This is a genomic window from [Bacillus] selenitireducens MLS10 (assembly GCF_000093085.1).
In the GTDB taxonomy this organism is placed as follows: domain Bacteria; phylum Bacillota; class Bacilli; order Bacillales; family Salisediminibacteriaceae; genus Salisediminibacterium; species Salisediminibacterium selenitireducens.
Map to the genome: position 1 here is coordinate 1,564,565 of NC_014219.1, position 16,221 is coordinate 1,580,785.

General features: G+C 49.5%; 15 protein-coding genes and 2 other annotated features. Of the genes, 14 read left to right on the forward strand and 1 reads right to left on the reverse strand.

Translation table 11 applies throughout. The features are described from left to right. The first annotated feature begins 420 nt into the window (after positions 1-420). The 7 genes from thrS (at position 421) to BSEL_RS07120 (ending at position 7,432) form a co-directional block, all read left to right on the forward strand. On the forward strand, positions 421-2,370 hold the full coding sequence (gene thrS, locus BSEL_RS07090; protein WP_013172304.1) for a threonine--tRNA ligase: 1,950 nt from the start codon (positions 421-423) through the stop codon (positions 2,368-2,370). 323 nt (positions 2,371-2,693) lie between these two features. Further along, positions 2,694-4,853, forward strand: a complete 2,160-nt coding sequence (locus BSEL_RS07095) for an EAL domain-containing protein (RefSeq protein ID WP_013172305.1) — start codon at positions 2,694-2,696, stop codon at positions 4,851-4,853. A 77-nt stretch (positions 4,854-4,930) separates the two neighbouring features. Continuing rightward, positions 4,931-5,050, forward strand: a sequence feature (ribosomal protein L20 leader region). An 89-nt stretch (positions 5,051-5,139) separates the two neighbouring features. Further along, the gene (gene infC / locus BSEL_RS07100; protein WP_013172306.1) at positions 5,140-5,646 is read left to right on the forward strand and encodes a translation initiation factor IF-3; all 507 of its coding nucleotides are present in this window, start codon (positions 5,140-5,142) and stop codon (positions 5,644-5,646) included. 89 nt (positions 5,647-5,735) lie between these two features. Next, entirely contained in the window at positions 5,736-5,924 is a 189-nt protein-coding gene (rpmI, locus tag BSEL_RS07105) for a 50S ribosomal protein L35 (protein ID WP_013172307.1), read from the forward strand. A 74-nt stretch (positions 5,925-5,998) separates the two neighbouring features. Further along, positions 5,999-6,355, forward strand: coding sequence for a 50S ribosomal protein L20 (rplT, locus tag BSEL_RS07110; protein WP_013172308.1), 357 nt, complete (start codon positions 5,999-6,001; stop codon positions 6,353-6,355). Positions 6,356-6,448: 93 nt separating this feature from the next. Continuing rightward, positions 6,449-6,730: a DUF1294 domain-containing protein gene (locus BSEL_RS07115; protein ID WP_013172309.1), complete on the forward strand. Its 282-nt coding sequence runs from the start codon at positions 6,449-6,451 to the stop codon at positions 6,728-6,730. Between the two features lie 132 nt (positions 6,731-6,862). After that, the gene (locus BSEL_RS07120) at positions 6,863-7,432 is read left to right on the forward strand and encodes a TVP38/TMEM64 family protein (RefSeq protein ID WP_013172310.1); all 570 of its coding nucleotides are present in this window, start codon (positions 6,863-6,865) and stop codon (positions 7,430-7,432) included. 120 nt (positions 7,433-7,552) lie between these two features. Here the strand turns inward: BSEL_RS07120 and BSEL_RS07125 are convergent, their stop codons facing one another. Next, entirely contained in the window at positions 7,553-7,957 is a 405-nt protein-coding gene (locus BSEL_RS07125) for a hypothetical protein (RefSeq protein ID WP_013172311.1), read from the reverse strand. Between the two features lie 260 nt (positions 7,958-8,217). On the opposite strand from BSEL_RS07125, the gene BSEL_RS07130 reads away from it, so the two are divergent. From BSEL_RS07130 to pheT, 7 genes are all read left to right on the forward strand, one after another. Beyond that, the gene (locus BSEL_RS07130) at positions 8,218-8,712 is read left to right on the forward strand and encodes a dUTP diphosphatase (RefSeq protein WP_013172312.1); all 495 of its coding nucleotides are present in this window, start codon (positions 8,218-8,220) and stop codon (positions 8,710-8,712) included. 97 nt (positions 8,713-8,809) lie between these two features. Then, entirely contained in the window at positions 8,810-9,889 is a 1,080-nt protein-coding gene (locus BSEL_RS07135; protein WP_013172313.1) for a M42 family metallopeptidase, read from the forward strand. A gap of 105 nt (positions 9,890-9,994) precedes the next feature. Beyond that, complete coding sequence (locus BSEL_RS07140) at positions 9,995-10,570, forward strand: hypothetical protein (RefSeq protein ID WP_013172314.1); 576 nt, start codon at positions 9,995-9,997, stop codon at positions 10,568-10,570. 114 nt (positions 10,571-10,684) lie between these two features. Beyond that, complete coding sequence (locus BSEL_RS07145; RefSeq protein ID WP_013172315.1) at positions 10,685-11,536, forward strand: glycine betaine ABC transporter substrate-binding protein; 852 nt, start codon at positions 10,685-10,687, stop codon at positions 11,534-11,536. A 48-nt stretch (positions 11,537-11,584) separates the two neighbouring features. Then, positions 11,585-12,340 (forward strand): TrmH family RNA methyltransferase, encoded by a 756-nt coding sequence (locus tag BSEL_RS07150; protein WP_013172316.1) that lies wholly within the window; start codon positions 11,585-11,587, stop codon positions 12,338-12,340. A 70-nt stretch (positions 12,341-12,410) separates the two neighbouring features. After that, positions 12,411-12,647, forward strand: a binding site (T-box leader). 79 nt (positions 12,648-12,726) lie between these two features. Further along, complete coding sequence (gene pheS / locus BSEL_RS07155; protein ID WP_013172317.1) at positions 12,727-13,761, forward strand: phenylalanine--tRNA ligase subunit alpha; 1,035 nt, start codon at positions 12,727-12,729, stop codon at positions 13,759-13,761. A 21-nt stretch (positions 13,762-13,782) separates the two neighbouring features. After that, on the forward strand, positions 13,783-16,203 hold the full coding sequence (gene pheT, locus BSEL_RS07160) for a phenylalanine--tRNA ligase subunit beta (RefSeq protein ID WP_013172318.1): 2,421 nt from the start codon (positions 13,783-13,785) through the stop codon (positions 16,201-16,203). Positions 16,204-16,221 lie beyond the last annotated feature (18 nt).

Consider the following 16,221-nt stretch of genomic DNA (forward strand, 5'->3'; position numbering starts at 1 on the left):
GTTTTTTCGGTCTCAGAATGGGTGAATCATCGCGCATTTGTACAGGACCCTCTTGATTTTCTCTTCGACCTCCGCTATACTGATTCTCAGCAACAATCCTATTATACATGGATGCATAGAGACAGATACGAACCTGTTAATTGTTTGCGACCAGAGAGTGAACCCGTTGGCTGGAAGGTTCTCGTGAAGATGATTGGTTTACCCCTGTCTGGCACCGGATCGGAACCGAGTGAAAACTCCCAGTAATCTCCGGCGTATCGTTCACGTTACGAACGTAATGAAGCCTGCCGGTATCTGGCAGGAAATAAGGGTGGAACCGCGATCTGATGACTCGTCCCTTCTGAATGCACGTATTCAGAAGAGGCGGGTCTTTTTTATGTATTCAACAGGCATGTACAGAAGACAGAAAGGATGATTCAAATGGCAGAACAGGTAAAACTTACGTTCCCTGACGGTAATGTGAAAGAATTTGAACGGGGCAGCACGATGGAGGATGTGGCCCAGTCCATTTCTCCGGGACTGAAGAAAAATGCGGTTGCCGGTAAGGTTAATGGCGAGCCGATTGATTTACGGACGCCGATCGAAGAGGACGCGGCCATTGAAATTTTGACTTATGACTCCAAGGAAGGACTCGAGGTGCTCCGCCACAGTACAGCTCACCTTATGGCTCAGGCTGTCAAGCGGCTGTTTGACGATGTGAAGCTCGGTGTCGGGCCGGTCATTGAAGAAGGATTCTATTATGACATTGATATGGAGCATAAGCTGACGCCGGAAGATTTGCCGAAGATCGAAAAAGAAATGAAGAAAATTATTGATGAGAATCACGAAATCACGCGGGTCGAGGTGCCACGGGAAGAAGCGGTGCGCCGCTATGAGGAGATTGGTGATGATCTGAAGCTCGAACTTCTTGAGGATATCCCGAAAGGTGAACAGATCAGCATTTATGAGCAGGGCGAATTTTTCGATCTGTGCCGCGGTGTCCATGTACCGCAGACAAGCAAACTGAAAAAATTCAAGCTCCTTACCGTCAACGGTGCATACTGGCGCGGGGACAGCAATAACAAGATGCTGCAGCGGATCTATGGAACGGCATTCCCGAAACAAAAGGAAGTGGATGACTACCTGCAGCTTCTCGAAGAGCGCAAAGAACGCGATCACCGCAAGCTCGGAAAAGAGCTGGGCATCTTCGCTGTGAGCCAGAAGGTCGGGCAGGGACTGCCGCTTTGGTTGCCGAAAGGGGCAACGGTAAGACGTCAGGTGGAGCGTTACATCGTGGATATCGAAGAGCGGCTTGGCTATGATCATGTCTATACGCCGGTACTTGGGAGCGTTGATCTTTATAAAACCTCGGGACACTGGGATCATTATCAGGATGACATGTTCCCGGTACTGCAGATGGATAATGAAGATCTCGTTCTCCGTCCGATGAACTGCCCGCACCACATGATGATTTACAAAAACGAAAAGCACAGTTACAGAAATCTGCCGCTCAGAATTGCGGAGCTCGGCACGATGCACCGCCATGAAATGTCCGGCGCACTCGCCGGCCTGCAGCGTGTCCGTGCCATGACGCTGAATGATGCGCATATCTTCTGCCGTCCTGATCAGTTGAAGGATGAGTTCATCCGTGTTGTGGAGCTGATTCAGGCTGTGTACAAAGATTTTCAGATAAAGGACTATTACTTCCGGCTTTCCTACAGAGATCCGGAAGACAAAGAGAAATATGTGGACAATGACGAGATGTGGGAAAAAGCACAGGCGATGCTGAAGGAAGCCGTTGATGAAATGGGCGTTGAATACATTGAAGCAGACGGGGAGGCGGCCTTCTACGGACCGAAGCTCGATGTTCAGGTCAAAACCGCCCTCGGAAAAGACGAAACACTCTCAACGGTCCAGCTCGATTTCCACCTGCCAAACCGGTTCGATCTGACGTATACTGGTGAAGATGGTAAAGACCACCGACCGGTTGTCATTCACCGTGGTGTTGTTTCCACGATGGAACGGTTCGTTGCCTTCCTGCTTGAGGAGTATAAAGGTGCATTTCCGACGTGGCTTGCACCGGTGCAGGCTGAGCTGATCCCGGTTAATGATGTCCATCTCGACTATGTGCGTCAAGTGGAGGATGAACTGAAACGTGCTGGCGTCAGGGTTCACGTGGATGTCCGCAACGAGAAACTCGGGTACAAAATCCGTGAAGCACAGATGCAAAAGGTGCCGTATTTACTGGTACTCGGAGATCAGGAGAGAGACAATGCCAGTGTCAACGTCCGCCGATACGGTCAAAAGGACTCTGAAGAGGTCAGCCTTGATGTATTCGTCAAGTCGATCACTGAGGATATCCGGACCTATGGAAATCCGGCACAAACGTGATGCGGATTGACAATGCTTTATAAATCAGCCCGGTACACAGACTCGAACCTGTGTACCGGGTCTTTTTTGTACTATTGGAATGTTTAACTCCGTTAAAGGATTATCGCATAAGTGCAACTTAGGCTTGTCGCCATTCAAGCGTGGTGACAAGCCTCGTTTTCTTTACCATTTTCCTGCTTGTATTTCATACTGATTCTACGTACACTTAATCTAAGTACTGATACAAGGATATTTATTCCAAATGGATTGAGGAAACGGTTGGAACGGTCCGAAGGAAATGACGGACTGATCAGCTGACAACGGTTCTACAGGGATGTGAGGATATGCCATACCGATTTCGGAATTTATCAGAATGGTTAACGGAACTGAAAACATCGGCTCTGCATCAGAATACCCCCGCACGGACATGTTTTGATGAGGGTTTATATCAGGACTTAATACAGCTGCTTGATGCGGTCGATGAGACGACGCTGATCTCCATCGTGGCTCCTGACGGCCGGATCCTGTATGTGAATGACCGTTTTTGCGACGTATTCGGATATACGAGAGACGAGCTTGTCGGCAGTGAGTACGGGATGATCAAATCCAATATGCACAGCCAGGCTTTCTATGATGAGATGTGGTCGACGATCCGTCAGGGGAAGTCCTGGTCCGGCGAGATCATGAATGCCCATAAAGACGGGAGTAAATACTGGCTCCAGACGGCGATATATCCGGTACTGAATGAAGACGGTTCGGTGAAGCACTATATTGCGATCCGTAAAGATATCACAGAAGGCAAACGCGTTGAGGAACAGGAGCGGCTGAGAATTGAGCGAAGCTACGAGTCGGTTCTGAATAATCTTGATAATCTGGTGATGCGGATTGAGAAAGATACGGATGGCCGCTATATCGTTATGCTTATTGGAGGGAATATGCTGCAGAAGCTGAACCTGACGGGGAAGGTGCCCGAGGGGACGCTGGTGGAGGATGCGCTTCAGCTGACGGCGGATGAGAAGCGTCAGTTTATCAGACAGCTTGATCAAGTGTTTGCGGGCTCTGGTGCAGGGTTCGAACTGCACTATAAAAACTGGCACCTCTATGTCAACCTGGCTGCGATTTCGGGTGAAGCAGGGGAGGTACAGGCTGTGACGGCATCAGTATCGGATATTACCGCCCTCAAACAGACGGAGATGGCGATGCGGGACATGGCTTTTCAGGATCCTCTGACCGGCCTTCCGAACCGGCGCCGCTTCGAACTGGACGTCCTGAATCTGATTGCAGAAAGACGGGGGACGGATCAGGGGATTGGGATGCTGCTTGTGGATCTTGATCAGTTCAAAAACATCAATGACAGCCTCGGGCATGCGACGGGGGACCGATTCCTTGTCATTGCGGCTGAGCGCATGAAGCTTGATCCTGTTGATGAATCCTTCCGTTATGAGCTCTATCATCTTGGCGGGGATGAATTTATCTATCTGATCTCCAATTATCTGCCGGGAACAGTTCAGCCTTTTATCCGTCAGATTATTCGTGTTTTCCAACATCCGTTCCCTTATTACGATGGAGAAATTCATCTGCAGGTCAGTATCGGGGCAACATTTTTTCCTGAATATGCCGACAGTGGTGAACAGATGATGAAACAGGTCGACATGGCAATGCTTGCCGCAAAGAAATTCGGAGGTCAAAGCTACCGGTTTTTCACAGATGATATGCAAAAGGATTTTGACCACTATGTTCTGATCGAACGTGAACTGAGAAAGGCACTGAATGGCTGCGAGGAGTTCGAGCTGTATTACCAACCGCTTTACATAGCCGGGGAGTCGGAGCCGTCAACGGCAGAAGCCCTGATTCGCTGGCATCACCCTGAACGGGGCTTGATTTCACCGGGTGAGTTTATTCCGGTGGCGGAACAGGCCGGTCTCATCGTGCCACTCGGTCAGTGGATTTTGATGCAGGCGGCGAAAGATGTGAAGAAGTGGAGCCGTTATACCGGTCATAACAGACAAATCTCGGTAAACATCTCCTCCCAGCAGCTTCAGCTTCCGAATTTTTCGTCCCAGCTTGAAGAGATCCTCCTAAAGGAAGGAGTCTCACCTGAGCAGATTCAGCTTGAGATTACCGAAAACATCCTGATGGAAAAGCGCAAAGAAAATGTGGTGAAGCTTGTGGGCTTGCGAAAGAAGGGGTTTACAATCGCCATTGACGACTTTGGGACCGGCTATTCCTCCCTAAGTTACCTGAAGAGTTTCCCCGTGGATGTCCTGAAAGTGGACCAGTCATTCGTGAAGGATCTTCCGAATGATGAGGCGGACAAAGCGATCGTACAGGCTACGATACAGATGGGGATCAACCTCGGCCTGCATATGATTGCCGAGGGCGTTGAGTCAGCCGAAGCAGCTGCTTATTTAAAAAAGATCGGCTGTCATGAGCTTCAGGGCTATTATTTTGCAAGGCCGGCGCCCTATGATGATTTTATTCGGCATACAGGAAAACCCTTATGACTGCAATTTTTCTGCAAATGTATTTGACACAGTCTTTGCCGTGTGGTAAGTTATTTAAGTGAACATTATACCGGATTGAAAGCAAGAAGGAGCGCCCGCTTCTCACCTGCTCGGCAATGAAGCTGCCAGGTTACGACTTTTTTCTAAAACGTCAGTAAAGTGTGGGCTCATCTATGTGCTCACACTTTTTTTAGTGTCGTGATGTTCGTCAGGAAAGCCTTGCTGACCTGAACATCTTGCTTTGATCCAAAAAAGATCATGGAGGTGGCTCAACATTAGTAAGGATATGTTCGTCAACGAAAACATCCGTGCGAGAGAAGTGCGGCTGATTGGTCCCAACGGGGATCAGATCGGGGTCAAGTCCAAGCAGGAGGCCCTCGAGATGGCTCAGAATGCCGATTTGGATTTAGTGATGGTAGCGCCCAATGCCAAGCCTCCCGTCTGCCGAATCATGGACTACGGAAAATTCCGCTTTGAGCAGCAAAAGAAAGAAAAAGAAGCTCGCAAAAAGCAGAAGGTTATTAACGTAAAAGAGGTTCGCCTCAGTCCAAACATTGAAGAGCATGATTTCAACACGAAACTCCGTAATGCGAGAAAGTTCCTGACAAAGGGCGACAAAGTCAAAGCAGCGATCCGTTTCCGCGGACGTGCGATTACACACTCCGAAATCGGCCGTGAAGTTCTCATGCGGATGGCAGAAGAGTGTAAAGACATTTCAACCATTGAATCAAAACCGAAGATGGAAGGAAGAAGTATGTTCCTCATCCTCGCACCGGTTTCCGAAAAAGAGTAAGTTATGCCGAACTCAGCTCTGACCGATTGAAACCGACACATGCTTGAACCGACAACGACAACGAATTTAAGGACAGGAGGATATTCATTATGCCTAAAATGAAAACTCACTCAGGCGCTTCAAAGCGTTTCAAAAAGACAGGATCCGGCAAGCTTAAGCGTGGCAAAGCGTTCACAAGTCACCTCGCTGCCAACAAGTCTCAAAAGCAAAAGCGCAAGCTCCGTAAAGCCGGACTTGTAAGCAAAGGTGACCAAAAGCGTATTGGCGAAATGATCTGATCGGCACAGAGAGGCAACGACCTCTCCCATGCCTTAACTGAACGAATAAACTGAACCATAAAGGAGGGATTACGATGGCAAGAGTAAAAGGTGGGTATGTAGCCCGTCGTCGTCGTAAAAGAGTATTAAAGCTTGCAAAAGGATACGTAGGATCCAAGCATCGTTTATTTAAAACCGCACAGGGACAGGTTATGAAATCGCATCTGTATGCGTACCGTGACCGTCGTCAGAAGAAGCGTGACTTCCGTAAACTCTGGATCGCACGAATCAATGCGGCAGCCAGAATCAACGGTCTTTCTTACAACCGTTTCATGCACGGCCTGAAGCAGGCGGGTATCGAAATGAACCGTAAGATGCTTGCTGATCTCGCGATTAACGACGAGAAAGCATTTGCTGAACTTGCTGATAAGGCAAAAGCAAACCTGAAGTAATGAAAAGCAGGGTGGCGATGTATCCAGAATCGGGATCATGGTCATCCTTTTTTTCGCTTTTATGCAGGAGCGACCCCATGGGAGGTGACCGGTATGGAATGGTCATGGATGAACATTGTATTTGTGTATACGGCGGTGATCAGCCTTGTTGGGGTTTTTCTGATGATGTCGGACAAAGGCCGTGCCATCAATCAAAAATACCGGATTTCAGAGCGCACGCTCCTGACAGTAGCTGCTCTTGGCGGTGCGATGGCCATGTTGATGATGGCGAGACTGATCAGGCATAAGACGAAGCGGCCCAAGTTTATGCTCGGCATGCCGATGATGGCAATCGTCCATGTCGGTTTGTTCATTTATTTTTTTTATGTCAGCTGATGATGTTTTTTATACTGTAGGAATGTTTAACTCCGTTAAGGGAATATAGTATAAGTACAAAAGAGGCTTTCGCCAATAAAGCTTGGCGACAAGCTGAGTTTTCTTCAGGAAAGGGGTGGTGTCTTGGAAACGATGAATGAAGCTGTCTTTCGGGCAGTGGAAGAGGCAGGCTGGATCGCACCGTTGATCTTTATTCTGCTGCATGTATTCAGACCCATACTCCTGTTGCCGGTTGTCGTGTTTTATATTGCCGGCGGCTATCTGTTCGGTATTTTTTACGGAACGCTGTATACCCTGATCGGCCTTGCGCTGATGAGTGCCGTGTTCTACGCGATCGTGAATGTGATTCCGTCTGCGAGACACTATTTATCGCGGGTCAAAAGACGTGTCTTCGGAGATCGTCAAATGTCTCTAGGGCAGGTCAACATTCTCCGTATGATGCCGTTTATTCATTTTCAGGTCCTTTCCCTGTATCTGATCGAAATGACTTCGTCGTTTAAAGAATATATGCGGTACTCTGTTGCCGGGGTGATTTTGCCAACGATCACCTACACGAGTTTCGGCGGATTTATTACGACGATGCCCTGGTATGCAACGTTGACGTTCTTTGCCGTTCTTGCGATCATCTTTTTCTGGTTTGGCCAAAAAGATGATCCGGAAGAGGATGAACTCAACCGAATCCTTGCCAAGGCAGGATTTTAAAGCCCCAAAGCTGTCCGTTGTGGACCATGCTTTGGGGCTTTTGATCGTTGACGGAAGCTTGATGGAAACAAAAGACTGCCGGCATCAACTGCCGACAGTCTTTGTGCAACATCCATAGTCTCAGTAACCCCGTCTCTCGAGCCGTCTGATCCATTCCCGGACCGGTGAGCGCCATTCCACGACAGCTTCCGGGTAGCGGAGCTTCAGCTCCCGTTCCATGAACTGAAAATCACGAAGGGACATCTTTTGGAAGTCATCAATATCCTCAGACCAGACCATAATTGTTGTCACATCAGGACCCGCGTTCAGGGAGTCCATAAATTTCTCGCCTTCAAACAGGGCTGATTTGTATGTGAAATCAATATTTTTACGAATGTTTTCTGTGTCATCAAGGAGATAAAAGTCGCCGCGGTTTTTGGCTGATTCGAGCTTCCGTCGAGGATCGAGAATGTATTTCGTGATACTGAAAACGATAATGGCTACGGCTATCATCAACAAAAGGCGAAAAAGCAGTATATGAAACATGGGAAACCTCTCCTTTTGAAATCCGGCGTAATAAAGACAAGCCTGACGGTTTCACCGTTTATTCCGGCGAAGTTGCGGTAATGTCTTCGGGTGAAATCCTGTCAAACGACGGCTTTGTCCGTTGAACAGGAACTGCTTCTTCTTGTGAATACGGATCAGGTTCGCATGAGGTTTCAAAAGAATTCTCCTGATCATGACAAACCGGATTCAAGTTCAGTATAATGAAGCCGTGGAATGAAAATCAAGAAAGAGGGCTGACAATGGATATCAATCGATTATTTAAGATGCAAAAAGCGCTCGATGAAAGCATTGAGAAGGCAAGAGATCTGCAGAATGAGGATCTCCTTGCCCGCAAATGTCTTGCGTTCTGTGTGGAACTTGGTGAACTGGCCAATGAAACCCGCTGCTTCAAGTTTTGGAGCGACAAGGGTGCCTCAGACAGGGAGACAATCCTTGAAGAATATGTGGACGGGGTGCATTTTCTTCTGTCCATCGGGCTCGAATTGAATCTGGATTCAGATAAGCAAGAGGTTAACATGAAGAACGCGGAAGACATCGGCAGGACAGCTGCTTTTATACAGGTGTATCAGGCGGTGACGGACCTGCAGAGATCTTACAACGCTCAAGATTATCAGACGCTTTTCGATGCATACTGGCAGCTCGGAGCTTCACTCGGATTTAAGGATCGTGACGTGGAACGGGCTTACGATGAGAAGAATGAGGTTAACTATCAGCGTCAGAAGGACGGATATTAATGCTTCGGATCCCGAAGGGTTTGAGATTCGTGCATGAAACCGTTATAATGGAACAGGTACATAACCTAGCATGGAAGATTAAAAGGAGGCAGTTTTCATGGATGATATGTTAAAGATGCTAAAAGAACTGACGGATGCCAATGGTGTCCCGGGTAATGAGCGTGAGCCGCGTCAGGTGATGAAGAAATACATCGAGCCTTTAGCGGACGAAATCGAAACCGACCATCTGGGGAGTCTGATAGCAAAGAAGACCGGATCCGTTGCGGATGGTCCGAAAATCATGGTGGCGGGTCACCTCGATGAAATCGGATTTATGGTGACGAATATTGATGAGCGCGGTTTTTTGAAGTTCCAGACGGTTGGGGGCTGGTGGGAACAAGTCATGCTCGCCCAGCGCGTCACGGTTATGACAAAAGAAGGGGACGTTCCCGGTGTGATCGGCTCCAAACCCCCTCATATCCTCCCTGCAGAAGCGAGGAAAAAGTCTGTCGACAAAAAGGAAATGTTTATCGACATCGGTGCCACATCAAGGGAGGAAGCGGAGTCTTTCGGCGTCAGACCGGGTGATTCTGTCGTGCCTGTCTGTGACTTTACTGTTATGAAAAACGAGAAGTTCCTCATGGCAAAAGCGTGGGATAACCGAATCGGCTGTGCAATCGCCATCGAAGTGCTCCGACAGCTCCAGGGCGTGGATCACCCGAATACCGTTTATGGTGTCGGAACCGTGCAGGAAGAAGTTGGCCTCCGTGGTGCGCGCACATCCGCCCACCATATCCAGCCGGACATTGGATTTGGGGTTGATGTGGGGATTGCCGGTGATACACCGGGAGTCACAGAGAAAGATGCTCTGGCAAAGATGGGGAAAGGGCCGCAAATCATCATGTATGATGCGTCAATGATCTCCCATAAAGGGCTTCGAGATTTTGTAACAGGAACGGCTGATGAAAAAGAGATTCCGTATCAGTTTGATTCCGTCCCTGGAGGCGGTACAGATTCAGGAGCGATTCACCTGACGGCAAACGGTGTGCCGGCACTGTCGATTACCGTTGCAACCCGCTACATTCACACACATGCAGGCATCCTTCACCGGGATGACTTCGAGAATGCTGTTAAGCTGATTGTCGAAGTGATTAAAAAACTCGATCAGGATACGGTCAAAGCCATTACATTTGACTGACGGACAGTCGACCTGTTGCACGGATTTCGTGCAACAGGTTATTTTATTCAGAGGGAGACAAATCTCCGCTAATCGGGTATATATACATCACAAGGGGGAGATGGCATGGTCTGGCTTATTCATCAGTTGACGAGGAGTGTCCCGTTGTGGATATTTTTGCTCGGGGTCACTGTATTTTTCTTGTTTCTTCTGTTTGTGCTCCCTTCAGAGGCAGCGCGATCGACGGCGTATTTCGGGGGTGTTGAAGCGCCTGACACGCAGTTCTTCTATACAGGAGACGATCTTGTCCGGATCGCTTCGGCGTTCGGAGCGGAGGGCAGAGCGTACTACATACGTTCCCGTTTTACCTTTGATGTTGTTTGGCCACTGGCCTACGGATTTTTCCTCTGGTCAGGCATCGCGTGGCTGAAAGGGCTGATTGGCAACCAGCTGCTTCGGTATTTGCCGTTGATTCCGGTCACTGCGGTTCTGCTTGATTTTCTTGAAAACAGCGGGGCGTCCCTTGTGATGTACGTTTATCCCGAGCAGATTCCAATCATAACCGGACTGATCCCGTTATTCACCACCTTGAAGTGGCTGATAATCGGTGTGTCGTTTGCATTGTTGGCTGGTCTCTTGGTGATGACCCCTGTCATTCGAAGAGGAGAGAGACGGCGAAGGATCAGAACAGATAAAGAATAAGAGGTGTGATCATCAAGAAGGCATACTGCATTTTCCAACATACAACTTGTGTTTCCCAAGCGTTTTGCCTATGATAGAATATGTGGATTTAAATGAAATGAGGAGCTGACAGTTATGAACATCAACACCATCATGAAAGGTGCTGCAGTGGGCAGTGTGTTTTTCCTTGCTGCATGCGGCAATAACGAATCAAATGACAGCATGGGCGAGATTGAAATCGGCTACAATAACTGGGCTGAGAATATTGCAGTGACAAATATGTGGAAGATCCTTTTAGAGGAACAGGGGTATGACGTCACGATTACACCTCTTGAGAAGGCCCCGATTTGGTCAGCTGTAGCCAATGATAACATCGATATTGGCATGGAGATCTGGCTTCCGATCACGGATGAACCATTTTACGAAGAGTATAATGAGGACATTCATATCGGTGAGATGTGGTTTGAAGCTGCGAATCTCGGCTTTGCAGTTCCGGACTATATGCCGATCACAAGCATCGATGAACTCGATACTGTCTATGACGAGATTAATGGTGAAATTACGGGCATAGAAGCAGGAGCAAGTATCTCAGAACTTGCTGATCAGACTCTTGAGCATTATGGACTTGAGGTGAGTCAGACAAACAGTTCCGAGGCTGCCATGATGACAGCTCTCGATACGGCATATCAGGCTGAGGAACCGATCGTCGTTGCGATGTGGAATCCACATTGGGCTTTCGCAGAGTATAATATTCGCTATCTGGAAGATCCTAAAGGAACCTTTGGAGAACCGGATGATATATTCTTCATGACAAGAACGGGATTCCCTGAAGATCATCCTGACATTCTTGAGTGGTTAAATACGTGGGAAATGAACGATGAGAACCTTGGTGAGTTAATGGCGATGATTAATGAGCAGGGTGAAGAAGAGGGAGCTAGTCGATGGATTGAGGAAAACCGGGATACGATTGATACGTGGATTCAATAATCAACGGCATATTTCAGCCCGACAGTACCAGTGAAAGGGGGCAATTCCATGGATGTCATTGCATCTGTACAAAATCCGCGGATCAAAGCGTGGAAGAAACTGCATACCAAAAAAGGCCGTGACAAATCAGGCTTGTTCTTTATTGAAGGGGATCACCTGATTGAGGAAGCGATCCGTTCAGCCATCACCATCAAAGAGCTGATATTGGAAGAAAATCAGTCTTTGCCTGAAGCATGGGAAGACCCCGAAGTACCCGTCGTCTGGGTCACACAGCCGGTACTCAATGAACTTTGTGAAACAGAGACGCCACAGGGCTTTGCTGCCGTGTGTGAAAAACCGCCTCTTGTGAATCTGCCCCTTGACGACGGGCGATTCCTGTTTATTGACGGGGTTCAGGACCCCGGTAATCTTGGCGCGATGATCCGTACTGCCGAAGCAGCGGGCATTACGGGAGTGGTGATCGGTGACGGTACAGTGGATGTGTACAATGGCAAGGTGATTCGCTCGACTCAGGGCTCCCTGTTCCATATTCCGGTTCAGAAAATGGATCTCGAAGAAGCGGTCGAGATTTGTAAGGAAGCCAATGTACCCGTTTTTGGCACGAGTCTTCAAGGCAGTACCTTCAATGCCCTGGAGCCGCAAGACACCTTCGCATTGATAATGGGGAACGAGGGGAGCGGCGTGCGTGCAAGGCTCTTGGAGATGACCGATCAGAATCTCTACATCCCGATATACGGGAAGGCAGAGTCTTTGAACGTGGCAGTTGCGTGCGGCATTGTCCTGTATCACCTCAGAGGCATGTAAGACAGAAAAATCCCGGTTAGCGGTTGCCAAAGCAACTGCTTTCGCTTATAATTCATTCATATGTAAGGATACAAATGCAGCGATGGAGAACAGTACTTCGAGGATCCGACATACAGGGAGGACCGGTCATGGATTGAGAGCCGGTTCACGTTTGGAACGAAGGAATTCACTCCTGAGCAGACACCGGAGTATGGCGACAGTCAGAAAGGTGATCCGGCCCAGAAGCCCGTTATCTTCTGTTCGAGTGAGCAGTCCGTGCTGAGCGGGCTGTTAATGAGGGTGGTACCGCGAAGCTTTCGTCCCTTTTATGGGAGGAAGCTTTTTTTGTTTGTCCGGACGTTGTCCGAAGAAGAATAGCGAGTATGAATCAGAAGGAGGAAACAAACATGTTGGATCGACTGCAGGAGCTCCATGATGAGGCGGCGGCGCAGATTGAATCTGCCGTAACGCTCAGTGATCTCCGTGATGTTCGGGTGAAATACTTAGGAAAGAAAGGCCCGATGACAGAACTGATGAAAGGGATGGGCAAACTGTCCAGTGAAGAACGCCCGAAAGTGGGGCAAAAAGCGAACGAAGTCCGCGAGTCATTAACAGGCAAGCTTGATGCAAAAGAAGCGAAACTCGAGTCCGAGGCTCTTGAGGCGAAGCTTCAGGAAGAAAAAGTGGATGTCACACTGCCCGGGCGACCGGTTCCAAAGGGAGGCAGACATCCTCTGACATCCGTCGTGGAAACCATTGAGGATGTGTTTATCGGGATGGGCTTTACCATCGCCGAAGGCCCTGAAGTCGAGACGGATTATTACAACTTTGAATCCCTGAATCTGCCCAAGCACCACCCGGCAAGGGATATGCAGGACACGTTCTTCATTTCGTCCGATCTGCTGCTTCGTACGCAAACCTCACCGGTCCAGACGAGAACAATGGAAAAGCACCAGGGCGTGGGCCCGGTCAAGATTATCTGTCCTGGGAAAGTGTACCGCCGTGATGAGGACGATGCCACGCATTCCCATCAGTTTATGCAGATCGAAGGTCTCGTTGTTGACCGAGGAATTCGTATGAGTGATCTGAAGGGCATCTTTGCGACATTCGTCAAAGAGTATTTCGGTGAGGACCGTGAAATCCGTCTTCGGCCGAGTTTCTTTCCGTTTACCGAACCGTCCGCGGAGCTGGATATTTCCTGTGCCCTATGCGGCGGGAAAGGCTGCCGGACGTGTAAAGGAACAGGCTGGATTGAAGTACTCGGTGCCGGCATGGTGCATCCGAATGTACTCAGAATGGGCGGATTTGATCCGGACGTATACAGCGGATTTGCATTCGGTATGGGCGTCGAGCGTTTTGCGATGCTGAAGTATGGCATTGATGATATCCGCCACTTCTATACGAATGACACGCGCTTTTTATCTCAGTTCAAACATGTGTAAGGAAGAAAAGGAGGAATCAACGTGCTTGTTTCATATAAATGGCTAAAACGCTATGTGAATCTTGATGATGTGACCCCGGAAGAGGTCGCTGAACAGATGACACGGAGCGGAATTGAAGTGGACAGTATTGAAAAAAAAGACGCAGAAATTACAAAATTGCAGGTGGGCAAGGTCCTTTCCTGTGAAAAGCACCCGGATGCAGACAAGCTGAACGTCTGTCAGGTGGACGTCGGAGAAGAGGAGCCGGTCCAAATTGTTTGCGGTGCTGCGAATGTCGGCGCGGATCAGTTTGTTGCGGTCTCCCGTGTTGGCGGACGTCTTCCTGGCGGCATGAAGATCAAGCGCGCGAAACTTCGCGGGGTCGTTTCTGAAGGGATGATCTGCTCACTTCAGGAGCTCGGCTTTGAAGGAAAGGTGATTCCGAAGAAATACGCGGAAGGAATCTATAATTTTCCGAATGAGTATACACCAGGTGAGGATGCAGTGCCGCTTCTCGGTCTTGATGATACCATCCTCGAACTCGATCTGACACCGAACCGCTCCGACGCGCTCAGCATGCTTGGTGTGGCTTATGAGGTAGCGGCGATTTTTGACCGGGACGTGCGGATTCCCGAGACGCCGATCCAGGCGACGGAGCGCTCATCAGAATCGATGATCAATGTCCACGTTGCAAATACTGCGGACAACCCGTATTACGGTGCAACCGTCATTGAAGACGTGACGATTGAAGAGTCACCCCTCTGGCTACAGTCCGCTCTGATGATGAGCGGGGTCCGTCCATTGAATAACATCGTTGATATCACGAACTATGTGCTCTTTGAATATGGCCAGCCGCTGCACGCATTCGACCTCGATCAGTTCGGTTCATCCGAAGTGAGCGTCAGACGGGCATATGACAACGAAGTAATGAAGACCCTCGATGATCAGGAGCGGAAACTGTCACCGGAGCACCTCGTGATCACAAACGGGACGACGCCTGTCGCTCTCGCCGGTGTCATGGGCGGTGCTGACTCTGAAGTGAGTGATCAAACAGGGAGAGTGCTCCTAGAAGCGGCTTATTTTAACCCGGCGGTCGTCCGACAGGCCAGCCGCGAACTCGGGATCCGCAGTGATTCAAGTATCCGGTTTGAGAAAGGCGTTGATCCGAACCGGGTGGAGGCATCCGCTGCGCGGGCCGCAGGTCTGATTCAGGATCTCGCAGGCGGTACGGTACTCCTTCCGGAGGCGAAGGTCGATGAACTGAACCGGGATGAAACGGTGATTACCATCACGCTCGAAAAAATCAACAGCGTCCTCGGGACCTCGCTGATTGTGAGTGATGTCCTGGACGTGATGCGAAAGCTGAAATTCGATGTTACTGAAAACGGGGAAACGTTCACCGTCAACGTGCCTACCCGCAGGCAGGACATTGCCATTCAGGCGGATATCATCGAAGAAGTCGCACGGATCTATGGCTATGATCAAATCCCGACGACACTGCCGAATACGGCAACGACGCCTGGGAAACTCACGCCTGCTCAGGAAGCAAAGCGTAAAGCGAGACGCTACCTTGAAGGAGCGGGTCTTTCTGAAGCGGTGAGCTACTCATTGACGACCAAGGAAAAGGAAGAGGCCCTTGGCTTTACGGATGCAGAAAGCCGCGTCCGCGTCTCCCTTCCGATGAGTGAGGACAGAAGCGCGCTGAGAACAACCCTTGTCCCTCATCTTGTTGATGCACTTCGTCATAATAAAAACCGGAATAACTATGATGTTCATCTCTTTGAGATCGGCTCTGTGTTCCACACGTCAGAAGCGGTCATTACAAAGCAGCCGGATGAAAAAACGTATCTGTCTGCGGCATTTATGGGGAAATGGTTTGATCACGCATGGCAGGGTGAAGTGACAGATGTGGATTTCTTCGCCGTCAAAGGTGTCCTTGAGGGTCTCCTTTCCACATTGAATGTGGAGAACGTTGAGCTCTCTCCGATCGAGAAGGAGGGGTGCCACCCCGGACGAACGGCAGCCGTTCATATTAACGGCGAGGAGGCCGGATTCATCGGTCAGCTTCACCCGGCCGTCGCCAAAGACCTCTCTCTTCCGGATGTCTATGTGTTCGAGCTTCAGTTTGACCGGCTTATGGCCGTCTCAGGCGGGACTGTGAAGTACGAAGCGATTCCGCGCTTCCCGTCTGTCGAGCGGGATATTGCCCTTGTCGTAAACCGCGATATTCAGGCAGGTGAGATCGAACGGACGATCCAAGAAGCAGGAGGCAGTCTTCTTAAGCAGGTCAACGTCTTTGATCTGTATGAAGGGGAGCATCTTGAGGCAGGAAAGAAGTCCATCGCCTTCTCACTCCGTTACCTCGATCCGGCTAAGACACTGACAGAGGAAGATGTGCAGGCTGTCCATGATCAGGTGCTCAAAGCCGTCCATGACAGACATGAAGCAACGCTGCGTCAATAATTCGTCAAGGTAACGCCC